General features: G+C 69.1%; 13 protein-coding genes and 1 tRNA gene. 6 read left to right on the forward strand and 8 right to left on the reverse strand.

Annotated features, from left to right (window positions below; all coding sequences use genetic code 11):
* The first annotated feature begins 26 nt into the window (after nucleotides 1-26).
* Nucleotides 27-620 (forward strand): Slp family lipoprotein, encoded by a 594-nt coding sequence (locus Mschef_RS13160; protein ID WP_081129135.1) that lies wholly within the window; start codon nucleotides 27-29, stop codon nucleotides 618-620.
* Nucleotides 621-673: 53 nt separating this feature from the next.
* On the opposite strand, the gene Mschef_RS13165 is transcribed toward Mschef_RS13160, so the two are convergent.
* The gene (locus tag Mschef_RS13165; protein ID WP_081129136.1) at nucleotides 674-997 is read right to left on the reverse strand and encodes a lipid-A-disaccharide synthase N-terminal domain-containing protein; all 324 of its coding nucleotides are present in this window, start codon (nucleotides 995-997) and stop codon (nucleotides 674-676) included.
* Nucleotides 998-1,132: 135 nt separating this feature from the next.
* Here Mschef_RS13165 and Mschef_RS13170 point away from each other — a divergent pair, with 135 nt between their 5' ends.
* On the forward strand, nucleotides 1,133-2,929 hold the full coding sequence (locus tag Mschef_RS13170; protein ID WP_081130036.1) for an SLC13 family permease: 1,797 nt from the start codon (nucleotides 1,133-1,135) through the stop codon (nucleotides 2,927-2,929).
* A gap of 40 nt (nucleotides 2,930-2,969) precedes the next feature.
* On the opposite strand, the gene Mschef_RS13175 is transcribed toward Mschef_RS13170, so the two are convergent.
* A complete protein-coding gene (locus tag Mschef_RS13175) occupies nucleotides 2,970-6,200 on the reverse strand; it encodes a WD40/YVTN/BNR-like repeat-containing protein (RefSeq protein WP_081129137.1) in 3,231 nt (1,076 codons plus the stop codon).
* An 81-nt stretch (nucleotides 6,201-6,281) separates the two neighbouring features.
* Between Mschef_RS13175 and Mschef_RS13180 the strand changes: the two genes are divergently transcribed.
* Complete coding sequence (locus Mschef_RS13180; RefSeq protein ID WP_081130037.1) at nucleotides 6,282-6,797, forward strand: mismatch-specific DNA-glycosylase; 516 nt, start codon at nucleotides 6,282-6,284, stop codon at nucleotides 6,795-6,797.
* 52 nt (nucleotides 6,798-6,849) lie between these two features.
* Complete coding sequence (locus tag Mschef_RS13185) at nucleotides 6,850-8,436, forward strand: amidase (RefSeq protein ID WP_081129138.1); 1,587 nt, start codon at nucleotides 6,850-6,852, stop codon at nucleotides 8,434-8,436.
* 74 nt (nucleotides 8,437-8,510) lie between these two features.
* Here the strand turns inward: Mschef_RS13185 and Mschef_RS13190 are convergent.
* The 6 genes from Mschef_RS13190 to Mschef_RS13215 form a co-directional block, all read right to left on the reverse strand.
* A tRNA-Ser gene (locus tag Mschef_RS13190) sits at nucleotides 8,511-8,603 on the reverse strand.
* Nucleotides 8,604-8,702: 99 nt separating this feature from the next.
* A complete protein-coding gene (gene csrA / locus Mschef_RS13195; RefSeq protein ID WP_081129139.1) occupies nucleotides 8,703-8,897 on the reverse strand; it encodes a carbon storage regulator CsrA in 195 nt (64 codons plus the stop codon).
* A 227-nt stretch (nucleotides 8,898-9,124) separates the two neighbouring features.
* Nucleotides 9,125-11,770, reverse strand: coding sequence for an alanine--tRNA ligase (gene alaS / locus Mschef_RS13200; RefSeq protein ID WP_081129140.1), 2,646 nt, complete (start codon nucleotides 11,768-11,770; stop codon nucleotides 9,125-9,127).
* Nucleotides 11,771-11,826: 56 nt separating this feature from the next.
* Nucleotides 11,827-12,309: a regulatory protein RecX gene (locus Mschef_RS13205; RefSeq protein WP_081130038.1), complete on the reverse strand. Its 483-nt coding sequence runs from the start codon at nucleotides 12,307-12,309 to the stop codon at nucleotides 11,827-11,829.
* 56 nt (nucleotides 12,310-12,365) lie between these two features.
* Nucleotides 12,366-13,391, reverse strand: coding sequence for a recombinase RecA (gene recA, locus Mschef_RS13210; RefSeq protein ID WP_081129141.1), 1,026 nt, complete (start codon nucleotides 13,389-13,391; stop codon nucleotides 12,366-12,368).
* Between the two features lie 114 nt (nucleotides 13,392-13,505).
* Nucleotides 13,506-14,015, reverse strand: coding sequence for a CinA family protein (locus Mschef_RS13215; RefSeq protein WP_081129142.1), 510 nt, complete (start codon nucleotides 14,013-14,015; stop codon nucleotides 13,506-13,508).
* A 245-nt stretch (nucleotides 14,016-14,260) separates the two neighbouring features.
* On the opposite strand from Mschef_RS13215, the gene Mschef_RS13220 reads away from it, so the two are divergent.
* On the forward strand, nucleotides 14,261-15,589 hold the full coding sequence (locus Mschef_RS13220) for a DEAD/DEAH box helicase (RefSeq protein WP_136256569.1): 1,329 nt from the start codon (nucleotides 14,261-14,263) through the stop codon (nucleotides 15,587-15,589).
* A 160-nt stretch (nucleotides 15,590-15,749) separates the two neighbouring features.
* Nucleotides 15,750-18,329 carry a DNA mismatch repair protein MutS gene (gene mutS, locus Mschef_RS13225; RefSeq protein ID WP_081129143.1) on the forward strand — a complete coding sequence of 860 codons (2,580 nt, stop codon included), beginning with the start codon at nucleotides 15,750-15,752 and terminating at the stop codon, nucleotides 18,327-18,329.
* Nucleotides 18,330-18,503: the final 174 nt, after the last annotated feature.

An 18,503-nucleotide genomic window follows, 5' to 3' on the forward strand; every position in this document is an offset into this window, starting at 1 on the left:
CTTTCGAGGCTGTCATGACTACGCGAATGTTGAAACCGCTCGCCCTTGCCCTCGGTACCGTGTTGCTGGCGTCGTGTGCCACGGTACCCAAGGAGCTCGCCGGCACGTATGCCGACATCACACCGCAGCAGGCCAGCAACGGCGGCGTTTCCGGTACCGCGGTGCGCTGGGGTGGCGACATCATCCAGACCGAACCGGGCCGCAATGACACCTGCTTCTATGTGCTCGGCAAGCCGCTGGCCAGCAACGATGCGCGGCCGCGCTCGAGCAGCGATTCGATCGGCCGCTTCGTCGCCTGCAAGCGCGGCTTCTACGATCCCGAGGTGTACGCCAAGGGCCGCGAAATCACCGTGACCGGCATGCTGCAAGGCGTGGTCACGCGCAAGATCGGCGATTACGAGTACCCCTACCCGCGCGTGGAGGCCAATGCGGTGCATCTGTGGTCACTGCCCGTGATGTACAACCGCGGCTACTACAACAGCTGGAACGACCCGTTCTGGGGCCCGGGTTGGGGCGGCGGCTGGGGCGGACCCTGGGGCTATGATCCGTTCTGGTATGCACCGGGGCCGGTGGTGATCGTGCGACCCGCGCCGCCACCGCCGCCACCGCCGAAGGGCTGAACGGGCGCCCCTCACACGAAAAACCGCAGCTCCTGGGCTGCGGTTTTTTGCATTCAGTCGCTGCGCGGTGGTGCGTCGGCGTGCTGGCGCCGGGTCCGGTACTCAACCAGCAGGTTGTAGGTGGCGACGAGCGCGGGAAATGCATTTTGCAGGATGCCGACCGAGTCGTTCTTGCCGAACACGAAATAGCTCAGCGCCATCAGGCTGCCGATGATCGACATCCACCAGAACGCCAGCGGCATGTGCACGCGCCGGTGCTTGCGCGTGGCGGCCATCTGCACGAACCAGCGCCCGGCGAACAGGAACGTGCCGAGGTAGCCGATCAGCTTCCACGGCGTGACCACCAGCCCCCAGGCCTGAAAAATGACTTGATCCATCGCCGCGTCCCACCTGCCGGATAAAACGCGATTCTAACGAGCGCCAGCGTCCGCCGGCGTCGCATGCCATGCGGCAGGCTTGCCTTGCGCGCGCGCAGTTCGCATAGTCGAACGCCGCACGGCCATGAGCGCAGCATGACCGCATCGATCGCCCTGTTCCTGATCATCACCGCTGGCGCGCTGGCGCTGTTCCTCAGCGGGCGCGTGCGCATCGACTTGGCCGCGCTGCTGGTGATCGTGGCGCTGGCGCTCAGCGGACTGCTGCCGCTGCGCGAGGCGCTGGCCGGGTTCTCCAGCGAGGCGGCGATCATCACCGCCAGCGTGTTCGTGATTTCGGCGGGATTGGCAGCCACCGGCCTGGCCGATCGCGTCGGCGGCTGGATCGGCGCGCTGGCGGGCACCAGCGAATGGCGCACGCTGCTGGTGGTGATGCCCATGGTCGCCCTGGTCGCCGCGTTCACGCATCAACTGATGGTGGTGGCGATGATGCTGCCGGTGCTGCTGCACTTGGCGCGCGCGCGCGGACTGTCGCCGTCGCGCTTGCTGATGCCGATGGCTTTCGCCGCCTCGCTGGGCACCACGCTCACCGTGCTGGGCGCACCCGCCTTCTTGCTCACCTCCAGCCTGCTGCACCAGAACGGGCAGACGCCGCTGGGCGTGTTCTCGATCCTGCCGCTGGGCCTGGCGCTGACCGCGCTGGGCACGCTCTATATGCTGCTGCTGCGCTGGTTGTTGCCGCGCCGCGCCGACGCCGAGGCCGATATGCCGATCGATGGTCTGGCGCGCTATTTCACCGAGATCACCCTGCCCGATGGTTCACGCTGGGCGGGGCGCACCATGGAAGAATTCCTGGCGCAATACGGCTCGCACCTGCAGGTGGCCGACTGGCTGCGCAACGGCGTATCGCTGCCGCGTCCCCACCTGCCGCTGGCGCTGCTGGCCGGCGATGTGCTGCTGGTGCAGGCCAGCCCCGAGGAAATCGCCAGTTTCGTCGCGCAGCCCGACCTGCAATTGCACGCCGTCGCGCAGGCCGGCGAAACCCTGCCGCATGGCCTCAACGAGGGCGCGCAAGGCAAGGCGCGATTGTTCCAGGCGATGCTGGCGCCGCAGTCGGCGCTGATCGGCCAGACCCTGACCGGCGTGGATTTCCCCGCCCGCTTCGGCGTGATCGCGGTGGGGCTGTGGCGGCGCGATGGCTGGTTCAGGGGTGAACTGGCGCAGAGCCCGCTCGAGGCCGGCGATCTGCTGGTGCTGTGGGGGCCACCTGAGCACTTCCGCAGCGTGGCCGAATACCGCGGCTTTCTCACCCTCAGCCCGTTCAAGGCCGATGCACGCCAGCGCCACAAGGCACGCACCGCGCTGATCATTCTCGCGCTGTCGGTGGCCGCGGCCGCCAGCGGGCTGCTGCCGCCCGCGCTGGCTTTCATGAGCGGTGCGCTGGCGATGGTGCTTAGCGGCTGCGTGCCCGCCGACCAGGGCTACCGCGCCATCGACCTGCGTCCGTTCCTGATGATCGCCGCGGCGATTCCGCTGGGCGTGGCGATGGAGCGCAGCGGCACCGCGGCCTGGCTGGCGCATGGGCTCGGCCATTTCGCGCAAGGCTACCCGCCGTTCGCAGTGCTGCTGCTGCTGTTTGCCGCCGCCGCCCTGCTCACCCAGCTGCTGTCGGATACCGCCACCGCGGCCCTGCTGGTGCCGGTGGCGATTGCGTTTTCCGGCGCGGTCGCGGTCAGCCCGAGCGCCGCCGCGGTGACGGTGACCACCGGCGCGGTGGCCGCGTTTCTCACGCCCATCGGCCATCACGGCAGCCTGCTGGTACTGCGCGCCGGCAACTATCGCTTCCATGATTTCCTGCTGCTCGGCCTGCCGCTGACCGCGCTGATCGGCGTGGTCACGGCATGGATCACGCCGCAGTTGTTTCCGCTGGCCTGAGCGCAGCCCCGCGCGAGGCGCCGGGCTGCTGCAACGCCGCTCACGGCAAATCGGCGCCCTCCGGTCCCGGGGTCACGCGCACCGATGCCGCCGGCGGCACGCTCAATGGCGGCAGCTGCGCGGAATGCAGCGCCGCGTTGAGTGCCTGCAACGGACCGTTCTGCGCCTGCGTCCATGCGGCATCCGTGGCCGCGATCGCGGCGCTGGCCTGCGCGTACACGGCGTGCTGCGCGGCGGTGGGCGCGCGGTCGGCGCTGCCGGCGTCGGTGGCCAGCGCGGCCAACTCGGCATTGGCGCGCACGTAGCGTGCTTGCAACGCAGTGCCGTGCGGCGGCGCGAGTGCATCACGCAGGCGGCGCGCCGCGGCTTGCGCGCCGGCATGGCCAGCGAGCCCGGGCTGCAGCGTGTCGAGTTCACGCTGCAACGCCTGCACCTGTCCGGCACCCGCATAGGAGCGCGCCATGGCGCCACCCAGTTGCTGCTGGAAGTCGAACAACTCGCGCAGCGCGGCCGGCGTGGCACGCACGCGCGGATCCTCGGTCACCAGCAGATCACGGCGCAGCGTGTGGCCATCAGTCTGCAGCTCCACGGTGTAGCGGCCCGGCAGCACGCGCGCGCCGCGCGGCTCGAGCGGGGTGTCGCGCCCCCATACCGCGGCGATGCTGTAGCTGTAGCGGATCGCCTGCGGGCGCGGCAGGCGCAGATCCCAGACGAAGCGATGCATGCCGGGCGTGGCTTGCAGTTGCGGCGCGGGTTTGATCCAGCCGGCCGCGAAGTAGCGATCGGCAAGCCGTACCGGCGCCTGGGCGTCGCTGACGAAACGCCGCAGCACATGGCCTTGCGCATCCAGCACGCTCAGCGTCACCGGGCCGTGCGTGCGCGCGCCCAGCCAGTAGTCGATGACCGCGCCATTCGGTGGGTTGTGGCCGATCGGCGTTTCCGGCGGCAGCGGCGTGTCCTTGTTGTTGTCGGCGTACAGGCGCACGGCGACCGCAGGCGCGAACAGATGCGCGGGCTGGGTGGCGATGGCTGCGTTCACCTCGCGCAGGGGCGTGATGTCGTCCAGTACCCAGATCGCGCGGCCCTGAGTCCCCGCGATCAGGTCGTTGCCGTGCACCAGCAGGTCGCGCACCCATGCGGTGGGCAGGTTGTACTGCAGCGACTGCCAGGCATCGCCATTGTCGAAACTCACGTACACCCCGGCATCGGTGCCGGCATACAGCAGCCCGGGCCTGACCGGATCGGCGCGCAGCACGGTGAGGTAATGACCCGCCGGCAGTCCGTGCGTGATCGCCTGCCAGGTCGTGCCACCATCCTCGGTGCGGAAGGCATACGGTGTGTCGTTGCCGTCGCGGTGATCGTCCACCGCCAGATAGGCCACGTCGGGGTTGCTGGCCGCGACATCGATGCTGTCGATGCGCGCCCACAGCGGCACGCCCTTGGGCGTCACGTCGCGCCAGTGCGCGCCGCCGTCATGGGTGACCTCGACCACGCCCGAGTCGCTACCGGTCCAGATCGTGCTCGGATCGGAAGGCGCCAGCGCGATGCTGTAGATCACGCCATAACCGCAGGCGCGCGCATGCGCCAGATCGCCGGTGTGGTCGCAGCCCCCGGTGCCGGCCACGGCGCCGGTGAGATCGGGGCTGATCACCTGCCAGTGCGCGCCCTCATCCGTGCTGCGGAACAACACCTGCGCGCCCACGTAAATCGGATACGGCGCCTGCTGGCCGATGGCCAGCGGCGTGATCCACGTGTAGCGATACTTCACCGTGCCCGGGCGCGCGCCATAGCTCATCACCGGCCATGGCGAGACGTTCTGCACCTGCCCGGTGCGCGCGTCCCAGCGCGACACGCGCCCGCCGAGTCCGGTGCCGAACACGATGTGCGGATCGGCCGGATACGGCACGTCGTAATCGCGCTCGTCGCCACCCACCGGATGCCAATCGCGAAAGCTCAGTGCGCCATAGTCGCTGGCGCTGGCGATGGCCACGGTGCCGCTGTCCTGCTGCCCGGAATAAATCCAGTACGGAAAGCGATTGTCGGCGGCCAGGTGATAGAACTGTCCGGTCGGCTGGTTGTACCAGCTCGACCAGGTCTTGCCGCCATCCAGCGTGACCACCGCGCCCTGGTCGCTGGCCACGATGCGGTCCTCGGGATGCAGCGGATTGATCCACACGAAATGGTAATCGTCGCCACCGGGCGAGCCCTTGACGACATGGAACACCTTGCCGCCATCGGTCGATTCGCGCACCGATTGGCCGGTGGTGAACACGGTATCGGGCTGGCCCGGCATCACCGTGAGCCGGCTGAAATACCAGTTGGCCGCCTGCGTGTGCGCGTTCACACGCTGCCAGTGCGCGCCACCATCGTCCGAGCGCCACAGGCCGGTGGCCGCAGCGTCGTTGCCGCCGTCGATCGTGGCATAGATGCGCGTGCCGGCCGCGGTGTCGGTCACCGCCAGGCCGATGCGCCCCAGCGGCGCCGCGGGCCAGCCCTGCCCGCCCAGCTTGTGCCAGTGCAGGCCGGCGTCGTGCGAGACATAAATCGCGCTGCCCGTGCCGACGATGGGCTTGAAATAGCTCAGCCACGGGTAGTTGCGGATGCTCCACAGCGCCGCGTACAACGTGTCGGGATGCGCCGGGTCGGCGGCCAGATCCACGCCGCCGGTGCTGTCGTTGACGAACAGCACGTGTTGCCAGGTCTTGCCGCCGTTGCTGCTGCGGTAAATGCCGCGCGCGTGGCTGGGGCCGAACACCTTGCCCAGTGCGGCGACCACGACCTCGTCGGGATTCTTCGGCGCGATCCAGATCGCGCCGATATGGCGCGTGGCGGCCAGGCCGATGTGCGTCCACTGCGCGCCGCCATCGCTTGAGCGGTATATGCCGTCACCCGCGGCGATGTCGTAGCGCGGCGCTACCTGGCCGCTGCCCGCATAAATCACCCGCGGATTCGATGGCGCGATGGCGATGGCGCCGATCGAGGCCGCGCCGATGTGGTTGCTCAACGGCTGCCAGGTACGCCCGGCATCCTGCGTGCGCCAGACGCCGCCGCCCGCGGTGCCGATGTAGTACACGTCGGGCTGCGTCGGAATGCCCACGCCCATCGTCGCCCAGCCGCCGCGGAACGGTCCCAGCAGGCGCCAGTGCAGTTGCGGCATCAGCGTGGCCGGCAGCGCGCTGACAGCAGCCGCGGCCGCCAGCGGCAACACGGATGCGAGCAGAATCAGCAGCAGTGCGGCGCGGCGCGGCGCGCCCGAGGCGATGGCAGGCATGACGGATTCCCCAGGGCAATGAGAGGTGACCGTGATATGACCGCGAAGCAGCGCAACAAGTTCGCGTGCGACGATCCGCGCATGGCCGCCGCCAACCCGCGCCGCCCGATCCTGCCCGATGTGCTGCGCCCCGGCCTCGCGCTGGTGTTTTGCGGCACCGCGCCCAGCCGCGCCTCGGCCGCGGCGCGCGCGTATTACGCCAATCCGGGCAATTATTTCTGGCGCACGCTGGCGGCCACGGGGCTGATTGCGCAGCCGCTGCGCGCCGCCGAATTCCGCCGCCTGCCCGAGTTCGGCATCGGCCTGACCGATCTGGCCAAACGGCACAGTGGCAACGACGACGAACTGCCCGCCGACGCCTTCGATGTGTCCGCGCTCAAGCGCAAGATCGCGCGTCACGCGCCACGCCTGCTGGCCTTCACCAGCAAAAACGCCGCGCAAGCCGCGCTCGGTCATGGCGTGGATTACGGCGCGCAGCCCGAAGCTTGGGGCCGCACGCACCTGTGGGTGCTGCCCTCGCCGTCCGGCCAGGCGCGGCGCTTCTGGAATGTCGGGCCGTGGCGCGCGCTGGCGCAGGCCATGCACGCGCAGCGTTGACGCAAGGCACGCAGGGTGCTGGCATGATTGCGATCCACCCGGGAGAACCCGTATGCGCCGTCGACTTGCCACGCTGCCGCTGACCCTCATCGCCCTGCTGCCCTTCGCGGCCGCGCAAGGCGCCGAGAAATCCACGCCGCATTCGACACCGCTGTACGACGCCAGCGTCGCCCAGCTCGAAGCACGCATGCGCGCCGGCACGCTCAGCGCCGTGCAGCTCACGCAGATGTTCCTCAAGCGCATCGCCGCCATCGATCGTGCCGGCCCGCGGCTCAACAGCATCATCGAGTTGAATCCCGACGCGTTGCGCGAGGCGCGCCGCATCGACGCGGCGCGCAAGGCCGGCAAGCCGCTGGGTCCGCTGGCCGGCATCCCGGTGCTGCTCAAGGACAACATCGACACCGGCGACAAGATGATGACCACGGCCGGCTCGCTGGCGCTGGTCGGTGCGCCCGCGGCCACCGATGCGCCGCTGGTGGCGCGTCTGCGCGCGGCCGGCGCGGTGATCCTGGGCAAGACCAACCTCAGCGAGTGGGCCAACTACCGTTCCAACCATTCCAGCTCGGGCTGGAGCGGACGCGGCGGGCTCACGCGCAATCCCTACGTGCTGGATCGCACCGCCTGCGGCTCCAGCTCGGGCTCGGCGGTGGCGGTCTCGGCGGGGCTGACCACGCTGGCGGTGGGCACCGAAACCGATGGCTCGCTGGTCTGCCCCGGCTCGATGAACGGCATCGTCGCGATCAAGCCCACGCTGGGCCTGATCTCGCGCACCGGCATCGTGCCCATCGCGCACAGCCAGGACACCGCCGGGCCGATGGCGCGCGATGTCGCCGATGCCGCGCTGCTGTTGACCGTGATGGCCGGCAGCGACCCCGCCGACCCGGCCACCAAGAATGCCAACCTGCACAAGGTCGATTACACGAAGTTCCTCAAGGCCGACGGCCTCAAGGGCAAGCGCATCGGCGTGGTGCGCGCCTTCGCCGACGGCAACCCCGCCGTATTGCGTGTGCTCGATGCCGCCGTCGCCGCGCTGCGCAAGGCCGGCGCGATCGTGATCGACCCGGTGGTCATTCCGCACGTCGATGCCTACGGCAAGGACGAAAACCTGACCCTGTCCTACGAGTTCAAGGCCGATCTCAACGCCTACCTCGCCACGCGCCACGGCATTCCGGTGAAAACCCTGGCCGACGTGATCGCCTTCAACAAGGCCCACGCCGCGCAGGAGATGCCCTGGTTCGGGCAGAGCATCATGATCGAGTCCGAGGCGCGCGGCCCGCTCACCGACCCGCGCTACCTCAAGGCGCTGGCCGCGGCCAAGCGCCTGTCCGGCCCCGAGGGCATCGATGCCGTGCTGCAGAAGGATCACCTGGATGCGCTGATGGCGCCCAGCAACGGTCCCGCCTGGGTGGTTGATCTGGTCAACGGCGATCGCGGCGGCGTGTCCAGCTCCAGCCCCGCCGCGGTAGCGGGCTATCCGGACATCACCGTGCCCGCCGGCTTCGTGCACGGCCTGCCGCTGGGCGTGAGTTTCTTCGGCACCAAGTGGAGCGAGCCGACGCTGATCGAGATCGCCTACGGCTTCGAGCAGGCCACCCACGCACGCCGCGATCCCGAGTTCCTCAAGCACGCGCCAATCTGATCAGGCGCGGAACACAGTTCGAAACGGCCTGGATTGCAAACAAAAAAGCCCTGAATTCACAGGGCTTTTTGATGTGGCGGAGAGAGAGGGATTCGAACCCTCGATAGAGCTTTTGACCCTATACTCCCTTAGCAGGGGAGCCCCTTCGGCCTCTCGGGCATCTCTCCACGGTCGCGTTGGCCTGTCGAGCGGACGGGCATGTCGAGGCCAAGCGCGCAAGGATAACGGTTTGCCGCTGCACGCGAAACCCTTGATGCGCGCGTGCCTTACTCGCTCTTGGGCTCCAGGCCTTCGGCCTGTTCGGCCTTGATGCGCTGGTAGATTTCCTCGCGGTGCACCGCGATGGTCTTGGGGGCATTGATCCCCAGGCGCACCTGATTGCCTTTGACCCCGAGCACGGTGACGGTCACTTCATCACCGATCATCAGGGTTTCGCCGACCCGGCGGGTCAGTATCAACATGTCCAAGCTCCAAATTATCGTCGATGCCGGGGACTCCACCCTCACCCAGGTTTCGTCCACGAACATCTTGTGCGGTCACTGGTTGCGTGCCGTTACTGGTTGTGCCGCGCGTCCCCACCATGCAACATCCTCCACGCGCGTCCACGCATACTAGCCGACGATTCCGCGTCGGGGCAACGCGCGCGGAAACGGCGCGAAAAGCGTTCATGCGGGTCCGCGGCCCCGGTTCAGGTGCCGGCGGCAAGCTGTGCGGCGACCCACGCGGCCACGCCCTGCAGCGCCTGATCCAGCTCGGGACCGGCATTGCCACCGCCCTGCGCCATGTCCGCGCGCCCGCCGCCCTTGCCGCCGATCTGCCGCGCGACATGGGCGACCAGATCGCCGGCCTTGAGTCGCGCCTGTGCGGCGCCTTGCACGCCGGCCACCAGGCTGGCCTTGCCATCGGCCGTGGAGGCAAGCAGCACCGCGCAGTCGCCCAATGACTGTTTGAGCCGGTCCAACGCCTCGCGCAGACCCTTGGCATCCAGTCCGTCGATACGCGCGGCGAGCACGCGGATGCCTGCGATGGTTTGCGCCTGCGCCGGCAAATCCTCGATCGCGGCACCGGCGGCCCTGGCCTTGAGCGAATCGATCTCGCGCTCCAGCTTGCGCTGGCGCTCGAGCAAGGCCTCGAGGCGCGCGGTGACCTCGCCCTGCGCGCTGCCCAGCAGGTGCGCCACGGTATCCAGGCGCTGCTGTTCCTGTTCGATCCAGGCCAGCGCCGCGGCGCCGGTCAACGCCTCGATGCGGCGCACACCGGCGGCCACGCCGGTCTCGCTGACGATCTTGAACACACCAATGTCGCCGGTGCGCGCCACGTGCGTGCCACCGCACAGTTCGGTGGACACCTCACCCATGCGCAGCACGCGCACCTCGTCGCCGTATTTCTCGCCGAACAGGGCGATGGCGCCGAAATCCAGCGCGTCCTGGTATGCCATCTGGCGCACTTCGGCCACATGGTTGGCGCGGATGGCAGCGTTGACGCGCGTTTCGACCGCGGTCTTTTCCGCCGCGTTCATGGGCGCGCCGTGCGCGAAATCGAAGCGCAGCCGGTCCGGTGCCACCAGCGAGCCTTTCTGCTGCACGTGCGTGCCCAGCACCGCGCGCAACGCGGCGTGCAGCAGGTGCGTGGCGGAATGATTGAGCACGATGGCCTGGCGCCGTGCCGCATCGATGCCCGCGCGCACGCTGGCGCCCAGCTTCAACGGTGCGCGGCCCTGCCATTGACCGACATGACCGTGGTACACGCCGCCCAGCTTGCGTGTGTCGCTGACCTCGAAACGGCCTTCGGCATGGGTCAGTGCGCCGGTATCGCCCACCTGACCGCCGGACTCGGCATAGAACGGCGTGCGCTCGAGGATCACCACGCCCGCCTCGCCCGGCGCCAATTGCTGCAGGGCGACGCCATCGCGCAGGATGCCGACCACGCGGCAGGCATCCGCGTCCATCGCCTCGTAGCCGAGAAACACGGTCGGCTGCAAGGTGCTGACCAACTCGGCGGGAAGCTGCCCCTTGGACTCGAAGGCGCTGGCGGCGCGCGCGCGCGCGCGCTGCGCGTCCATGGCCTGCTCGAAGCCAGCCATATCGACCGTCAAACCGCGCTCGCGTGCGATGTCGGCGGTGAGATCCACCGGAAAGCCGTAGGTGTCGTACAGGCGGAAGGCATCCGCGCCGGCGATGCGGCCACCCTGCGCGCGCGCGGCGACCTCTGCGAACACCTTCATGCCGTGTTCCAGGGTTTCGCCGAAGCGCTGTTCCTCGGCGCGCAGCGCGTCTTCGATGAACGCCTGCTTCGCTGCCAGCTCGGGGTAGGCCGCGCCCATCTCGGCCACCAGCGGCGCCACCATCTTGCAGAAAAACTCGCCCTGGGTGCCGAGCATCCAGCCGTGGCGCAGGGCGCGGCGGATGATCCGGCGCAGCACGTAGCCGCGGCCCTCGTTGGATGGCAACACGCCATCGACGATCAGGAAGGCGCAGGCGCGGATGTGGTCGGCGATCACGCGCAGGGATTTGTTTTCGATATCCGGCGTGGCGGTCAGCTCGGACGCGACGCGGATCAGGTGCTGGAACAGGTCGATCTCGTAGTTGGAATGCTTGTGCTGCAGCACCGCGGCCAGGCGCTCCAGACCCATGCCGGTATCCACGCAAGGCGCGGGCAGCGGCGCCAGCGTGCCATCGGGCTGGCGGTCGAACTGCATGAACACCAGGTTCCAGATTTCGATATAGCGGTCGCCATCCTCGTCGGCCGAGCCGGGTGGACCACCGGCCACGCCGGGGCCGTGGTCGTAGAAAATCTCCGTGCAGGGGCCGCAGGGGCCGGTATCGGCCATCTGCCAGAAATTGTCCGATGCGTACGCCGCGCCCTTGTTGTCACCGATGCGCACGATGCGCGCGGCCGGCACGCCGATCTGCTCGTGCCAGATCGCGTAAGCCTCGTCGTCATCGTGATAGACGGTCACCCACAAGCGTTCCGGCGGCAGACCGAACTCCTGCGTGAGCAGCTCCCAGGCCCAGGCGATGGCCTCCTTCTTGAAGTAGTCGCCAAAGGACCAGTTGCCCAGCATCTCGAAGAAGGTGTGGTGGCGTGCGGTGTAGCCGACCTGGTCGAGATCGTTGTGCTTGCCGCCGGCGCGCAGGCAGCGCTGCACATCGGCGGCGCGCGCGTAGCCGGGCTTCTCGCTGCCGAGGAACACGTTCTTGAACTGCACCATGCCCGAGTTGGTGAACAGCAGCGTCGGGTCGTTGGCCGGCACCAGCGTGGCCGAGGGCACGATGCTGTGCCCGCGCTGACGGAAGAATTCGAGGAAACGGCTGCGGATTTCGGCGGTTTTCATGCGCGGGCTGTGGGCTGCTGGGGCACGCTGCGAGGATGCGGCCCGGCGCCGGGGATTCAATCGTCGCCGTCGGCCGCCTCATCGAGTTCGGTGCGGGTCGCCGATCTTACCGTGGCCGCGTCGAATCCGCGCCGCAGCAGGAACTGCGCGGCGCGCGCGCGGCCGTCCGCCGTGCGCAGGCTGGCGCCGTAACGACGCCGCAGCAGATCGGCGGCGGCCTGCGCCCAGTCGTGATCCAAGGCATCCATCACCGCCTGCGCGCGCGCGCGCGTGATGCCTTGCGCGGCCAGCTCCATGCGGATGCGGCGCGGGCCGTAGCCTTGCGCGGCGCGGCCGCGAGTCAGCATCTCGGCGTAGCGCGCGTCGGATTGATAGTTGTGCGCGGTCAGTTCGCCAAGCGCCGCCTCGGCTTCGCTGGCGTCGTGGCCGCGCGCGGCCAGGCGCTGGCATAACTCGCGCTGCGAATACTCGCGCCGCGCCAGCAGATCGATGCCACGCTGGTAGGCGCTGCGCGGCGTGGCGGGGTCTTTCTTGCGCATCGACAGGGCGCCGCCCATGCCGCGCCCGGCAGCGAAACCGGGCGCGGGCGATCGGCTCAGGCCTCGGCGGTCTCGGTGTTGCCCCTGGCGGCGGGCTGCGGCAGCAGGCGCACGCGCAACTCGGCTTCGAGCTCGGCGGCGATTTCCGGGTGCTCCTTGAGATACAGGCGCGCGTTGTCCTTGCCCTGACCGATGCGCTCGCCCTTGTAGCTGTACCAGGCGCCGGATTTCTCGATGAGATTGGCGGTCACGCCCATCTCGATGATTTCACCGGCGCGCGAAATGCCCTCGCCGTAGAGGATCTCGAACTCGGCCTGGCGGAACGGCGGCGCGACCTTGTTCTTGACCACCTTGACGCGCGTCTCCGAGCCGATCACTTCCTCGCCGCGCTTGACCGCGCCGATACGGCGGATGTCCAGGCGCACCGAGGCATAAAACTTCAGTGCATTGCCGCCGGTGGTGGTTTCCGGGCTGCCGAACATCACCCCGATCTTCATGCGGATCTGGTTGATGAAGATCACCAGGCAATTGGAACGCTTGATGTTGGCGGTGAGCTTGCGCAGCGCCTGCGACATCAGGCGCGCATGCAGACCGACGTGCGAATCGCCCATCTCGCCCTCGATCTCGGCCTTGGGCGTGAGCGCGGCCACCGAATCGACCACCACGATATCGACCGCGTTGGAGCGCACCAGCATGTCGGCGATTTCCAGCGCCTGCTCACCGGTATCGGGCTGGCTGACCAGCAGGTCGTCGACGTTGACGCCGAGTTTTTCGGCATAACCGGGATCGAGTGCGTGCTCGGCATCGACGAATGCCGCGGTGCCGCCGGCGCGCTGCACGTTGGCGATCACCTGCAGGGTCAGCGTGGTCTTGCCCGAGGATTCGGGGCCGTAGATCTCGACCACGCGCCCGCGCGGCAAACCGCCGATGCCCAGCGCGACATCCAGCCCCAGCGAGCCGGTGGAGACGGCCTCGATGACGTCGTCGGTGCGGTCGCCCATGCGCATGACCGCGCCCTTGCCAAATTGCTTTTCGATCTGGCTGAGCGCGGATGTGAGCGCGCGGCGCTTGTTGTCGTCCATCGGGATGGCCTCTGCTGTGGGAGTGGAGCGAGCTTGCCGGGTCACCGTCTCAGCGACTGCGACGATTCATTATCCCACGCCGGCCGCGCCGTGCTGCCGGCCCCGCACGCGCGCTCATGTCAGGATTTTCCGAATCCCGGCGAGGGCCTCGGCCACGGTCTGGCGGCGCACCGCCTCGCGGTCGCCGGCAAACTGGAACAACTGCGCATGGGCGTAACCGCCGCGCCGCTTCCAGCCTATCCACACCGTACCCACGGGTTTGTCCGCGGTGCCACCGCCAGGGCCGGCGATCCCAGTCACCGCCACCGCGACACCGGCGCCAAAGCGCGCCAACGCGCCGGAGACCATCTCCATCACCGTCTCCTGGCTGACCGCGCCGGTGCGCTCCAGGGTGCGCGGGTTGACCCCCAGCAGCGCCTCCTTGGCTTCGTAACTGTAGGCCACCACGCCGGCCTCGAACCATGCCGAGCTGCCGGCCAGATCGGTCAGCGTCTTGGCGATCCAGCCGCCGGTGCAGGATTCCGCGGTGATCAGCATCTGGCCGCGTGCCTGCAGCAGTTCGGCCACGGCCGCAGCGGAACGCTGCAATTGCGCATCGTCCGGAACAGCCAGCACGGTACCCATGCGCAACTCCCGTCAAAAAGCGAGCTTTCTACTCCGCGGGCGCGCCGCTGAACAGCGCGCGCTGCCGATCGGGGCTCGGCCCTGCTATGCTGCGCGGGCCGGATCGGTGTTCCAGTCTTCGATTCGCGCTCATTCTGATCTCCCCGTGTCGGCCACGCCGACTCGCCTCCGCTGCGGACTGGAGTCGCCTCGTGCGACGGCCGCGGACCCATGCCCGCTGGTGCGGGCGACGAAGGCATTTATCCATGACGTTTGAACAATTCGGGCTCACCGAAGCCCTGGCGCGCGCCGTGCGCGAGTCCGGCTACACCGTGCCCACGCCGATCCAGGCGCAGGCCATCCCGGTGGTGCTGGCCGGTGGCGATCTGCTGGCCGCCGCGCAAACCGGCACCGGCAAGACCGCTGCATTCACCTTGCCGATCCTGCAACGCCTGCAGGGCACGGAAGCGCCGCGCCGCAACGGTCGCGTGCTGCCGCGCGTGCTGGTGCTCGCGCCCACGCGCGAGCTGGCCGCGCAGGTTGCCGACAGCGTGCGCCGCTACGGCACGCACACCGCGGTCCGCGCCATGGCCATGTTCGGTGGTGTCGGCATGCAGCCGCAGCTCGATGCGCTGGCGCGCGGCGTGGACATCGTGGTGGCCACGCCGGGGCGCTTGCTCGATCACCTGGCACGGCGCAGTCTCGATCTGTCCGCGATCGAGATCCTGGTGCTTGACGAAGCCGACCGCATGCTCGACATGGGCTTCATCAATGACATGAAAAAGATCTTCGCGCTGCTGCCCAAGGCACGGCAGACGCTGCTGTTCTCGGCGACGTTCTCCGATGCCATCCGCGCGCTCACCGAGAAACTGCTGAAAAATCCGCAGCGCATCGATGTCGCGCCACGCAACGCCACCGCCGCGACGGTGAGCCACACCATGCACCCGGTGCCGCAATCGCGCAAACGCGACCTGCTGGTGCATCTGATCGATGACCAGCGCTGGACGCAGGCGCTGGTGTTCACGCGCACCAAGCACGGCGCCAATCGCCTAGTCACGCAGCTCGATGCCGCCGGCATCCAGACGCTGGCGATCCACGGCAACAAGAGCCAGAACGCGCGCACCAAGGCCCTGGCCGATTTCAAATCCGGCAAACTGCAGGTGCTGGTCGCCACCGACATCGCCGCGCGCGGCATCGACATCAGCGAATTGCCCGTGGTGGTCAATTACGAACTGCCGAACGTGCCCGAGGATTACGTGCACCGCATCGGCCGCACCGGCCGCGCGGGTCTGAGCGGTCGCGCGGTCTCGCTGGTGTGCAGCGAGGAAAACGCTTACCTGCGCGACATCGAGCGCCTGATCGGGCGTGGCATCGAACGCGTGCTGATCCCCGGCTTCGAAACCCCGGCGCGCGCCGAACCCGTCGCGCCCGCGCCAGCGCGGCGCCACGCCAAGCCCGGCCACGCGCGCGGCAACCAGGCCCATCACGCCAGCCCCGGCAAGCAGGCGGCGCACCCCGCGGCGCCCGCGGCGCCGCATCGCCGCAAGCGCGGTGGACGTGGCGGCGGTGGCGGCAGCGGTCGCGCCGTGCGTTGAGCCAAGGTCTGAGCAAGCTCAGACCTTCCCAAGCCATGGATGGCTTGCCGCATCACCCGCACTCCCGTGCTGGTTACGGCGTAGGCCCAACGAACGCGCAGGTCAGCGCAACGCGCCGGCATGCGAAACTGCGCGACCACTCCCTGCCCTGCGCGCTGCAATGACCGCGGATGAACTCCAGCGCCACACCCCGCTGATGCGCCAGTACCTGGCCGCCAAGGCCGCGTACCCGGACGTGCTGCTGCTGTTCCGCATGGGCGATTTCTACGAGCTGTTCTACGACGACGCGCGCAAGGCCGCGCGCCTGCTCGACATCACGCTCACCCAGCGCGGCCAGTCGGCCGGCGCGCCGATCCCGATGGCCGGCGTGCCGGTGCATGCGCTGGAAAATTATCTGGCCAGGCTGCTGCGCCAGGGCGAATCGGTGGCGATCTGCGAGCAGATCGGCGACCCGGCGCTGGCCAAGGGCCTGGTCGAGCGCAAGGTGGTGCGCGTGGTCACCCCCGGCACGGTCAGCGACGAGGCGCTGCTGGACGCGCGTCGCGACACGCTGCTGCTGGCCATCGCCGCGGGCAAGTCGGGGTTTGGCCTGGCCTGGGCCGATGTCGCCGCCGGGCGTTTGCGCGTCAACGAAGTCGCCGATGCCGAGGCGCTGGCCGCCGAGCTGGCGCGTCTGCAGCCGGCCGAGATCCTGTTGCCCGAGAATTTCACCCTGCCCGCCGCGCTCGGCGGCGCGGCCGCCGGCCTGCGCGCGCGACCACCCTGGCATTTCGACAATGCCAGCGGGCGCGATGCGCTGCTGCGTTTCTTCGGCGTGCGCGATCTGTCCGGTTTCGGTTGCGCTGCGCTGACGCTGGCGCTGGGCGCGGCCGGCGCGCTGCTGGCCTACCTGGAGGACACGCAACGCACGCACTTGCCGCACTTTGCCGCGCTGGCGCAGGAATCACCCGCCGACACGGTGCTGCTGGATGCCGCCACGCGCCGGCATCTGGAACTGGATCAGGCGCGCGGCGGCGCCAGCCTGCTCGGCGTGCTCGATACCACGATCACGCCGATGGGCGGACGCCTGCTGCGACGCTGGCTGCAGCGCCCGCTGCGCGCGCGCGACCCGCTGCGGCTGCGTCAGCAGGCCATCGGCGCGCTGCTCGACAGCGGCCAGCACGCGCCGCTGCGCGAGGCGCTGCGCGCCATCGGCGATCTCGAGCGCATCCTCGCGCGCGTGGCGCTGCGCTCGGCACGACCGCGCGATCTGGCCACGCTGCGCGATGGGCTGCTGGCCGCGCCGGCGCTGCGCGCGCTGCTGGCCGCGCTGGACAGTCCGCGGCTCGCCGGCCTGCTCGATGCCCTCGGTGAGCACGCGGACTGCGCCGCGCGGCTGCAGGCCGCGCTGCACGCGCAGCCGCCCGCGCTGTTGCGCGAGGGCGGCGTGATCGCGCCCGGCTTCGATGCCGAGCTGGACGAACTGCGCCTGCTCAGCACCGATGCCGATGCGTTCCTGTCCGAACTGGAAGCGCGCGAGCGCGAAATCACCGGCATCGCCACCCTGCGCGTGGCCTACAACCGCGTGCACGGCTATTACATCGAGATCAGCAAGGCCCAGGCCGACAAGGCGCCGGTGCACTACACGCGCCGGCAGACGGTGAAGGGCGCCGAGCGCTACATCACGCCCGAGCTGAAGTCCTTCGAGGACAAGGTGCTGTCGGCGCGCGAGCGTGCGCTGATGCGCGAGCGCGCGCTGTACGAACTGCTGCTGGACACGCTCAACGCGCGGCTCGCAGCGTTGCAATCCGCCGCCGCCGCGCTGGCCGAACTGGACGTGCTGGCGGCTCTGGCCGAACGCGCCGAGGCACTGGACTGGTGCTGTCCGGAACTCGTCGATGAGCCCGGTCTGCACATCGCGCGCGGACGCCATCCGGTGGTCGAGGCCGCGCGCAGCGAGCCGTTCGAGCCGAATGATCTGCACCTGGACACGGCCCGCCGCATGCTGGTGATCACCGGCCCGAACATGGGCGGCAAGAGCACCTACATGCGCCAGGCCGCGCTGATCGTGCTGCTGGCGCACATCGGCAGCTACGTGCCCGCCAGCCATGCGCGCCTCGGCCCGATCGACCGCATCTTCACCCGCATCGGCGCCGGCGACGACCTGGCGCGCGGGCAATCGACCTTCATGGTCGAGATGAGCGAGACGGCCAACATCCTGCACCACGCCACGCCGCACAGCCTGGTGTTGATGGACGAGATCGGCCGCGGCACCTCCACGTATGACGGCCTCGCGCTGGCACGCGCCAGCGCGCTGCATCTGGCGCGCGTCAACCGCAGCTACACGCTGTTCGCCACGCACTACTTCGAGCTGACCGAACTGGCCAGCGCCGAGGACGGCATCGCCAACGTGCATCTGGACGCCGTCGAATACGGCGAGCAACTGGTGTTTCTGCACGCGGTCAAGGACGGCCCCGCCGACCGCAGTTATGGCCTGGCCGTGGCCGCGCTGGCCGGCATTCCCAAACCGGTGCTGGCCGAGGCGCGGCGCACCCTGCTGGAGCTGGAGCGCGGCACGCGGCGCGGCGGCGCGGCTCCCGCGCAACCCGATCTGTTTGCCACGCCCGACACCGCGCCGCCCGCGCCGCCAATCGACGAACTGCTCGCCGCCCTGCGCGAGGCCGATCCCGACACCCTCAGCCCACGCGCCGCGCTGGAGGCGCTGTACCGCCTGCACGCGCTGCTGCCGGCGCCGGATTGAGCCGGCGGAAACCACGCCTTCCCGTCACGGCGGCGGCCGACTCGCGGACACTCCGAATGACCCGCATGGGCTCGGCATTCCCGCGCATGCGGCAATCGATCGGCTCGGCAACGCAACAACTTGCCGGCGCCCGATCCCTGTCAGGCTCCGTGTGATTCTATCTTGCAGCGTGTC

Source organism: Metallibacterium scheffleri, assembly GCF_002077135.1.
Taxonomy (GTDB): domain Bacteria; phylum Pseudomonadota; class Gammaproteobacteria; order Xanthomonadales; family Rhodanobacteraceae; genus Metallibacterium; species Metallibacterium scheffleri.

What these genes read in the sequence shown, in the direction of transcription:
- Mschef_RS13160 (WP_081129135.1), top strand. Translation starts at nt 27, where the DNA reads ATGTTGAAACCGCTCGCCCTTGCCCTCGGTACCGTGTTGCTGGCGTCG.
- Mschef_RS13165 (WP_081129136.1), bottom strand. Translation starts at nt 997, where the DNA reads ATGGATCAAGTCATTTTTCAGGCCTGGGGGCTGGTGGTCACGCCGTGG.
- Mschef_RS13170 (WP_081130036.1), top strand. Translation starts at nt 1,133, where the DNA reads ATGACCGCATCGATCGCCCTGTTCCTGATCATCACCGCTGGCGCGCTG.
- Mschef_RS13175 (WP_081129137.1), bottom strand. Translation starts at nt 6,200, where the DNA reads ATGCCTGCCATCGCCTCGGGCGCGCCGCGCCGCGCCGCACTGCTGCTG.
- Mschef_RS13180 (WP_081130037.1), top strand. Translation starts at nt 6,282, where the DNA reads ATGGCCGCCGCCAACCCGCGCCGCCCGATCCTGCCCGATGTGCTGCGC.
- Mschef_RS13185 (WP_081129138.1), top strand. Translation starts at nt 6,850, where the DNA reads ATGCGCCGTCGACTTGCCACGCTGCCGCTGACCCTCATCGCCCTGCTG.
- csrA (WP_081129139.1), bottom strand. Translation starts at nt 8,897, where the DNA reads ATGTTGATACTGACCCGCCGGGTCGGCGAAACCCTGATGATCGGTGAT.
- alaS (WP_081129140.1), bottom strand. Translation starts at nt 11,770, where the DNA reads ATGAAAACCGCCGAAATCCGCAGCCGTTTCCTCGAATTCTTCCGTCAG.
- Mschef_RS13205 (WP_081130038.1), bottom strand. Translation starts at nt 12,309, where the DNA reads ATGCGCAAGAAAGACCCCGCCACGCCGCGCAGCGCCTACCAGCGTGGC.
- recA (WP_081129141.1), bottom strand. Translation starts at nt 13,391, where the DNA reads ATGGACGACAACAAGCGCCGCGCGCTCACATCCGCGCTCAGCCAGATC.
- Mschef_RS13215 (WP_081129142.1), bottom strand. Translation starts at nt 14,015, where the DNA reads ATGGGTACCGTGCTGGCTGTTCCGGACGATGCGCAATTGCAGCGTTCC.
- Mschef_RS13220 (WP_136256569.1), top strand. Translation starts at nt 14,261, where the DNA reads ATGACGTTTGAACAATTCGGGCTCACCGAAGCCCTGGCGCGCGCCGTG.
- mutS (WP_081129143.1), top strand. Translation starts at nt 15,750, where the DNA reads ATGACCGCGGATGAACTCCAGCGCCACACCCCGCTGATGCGCCAGTAC.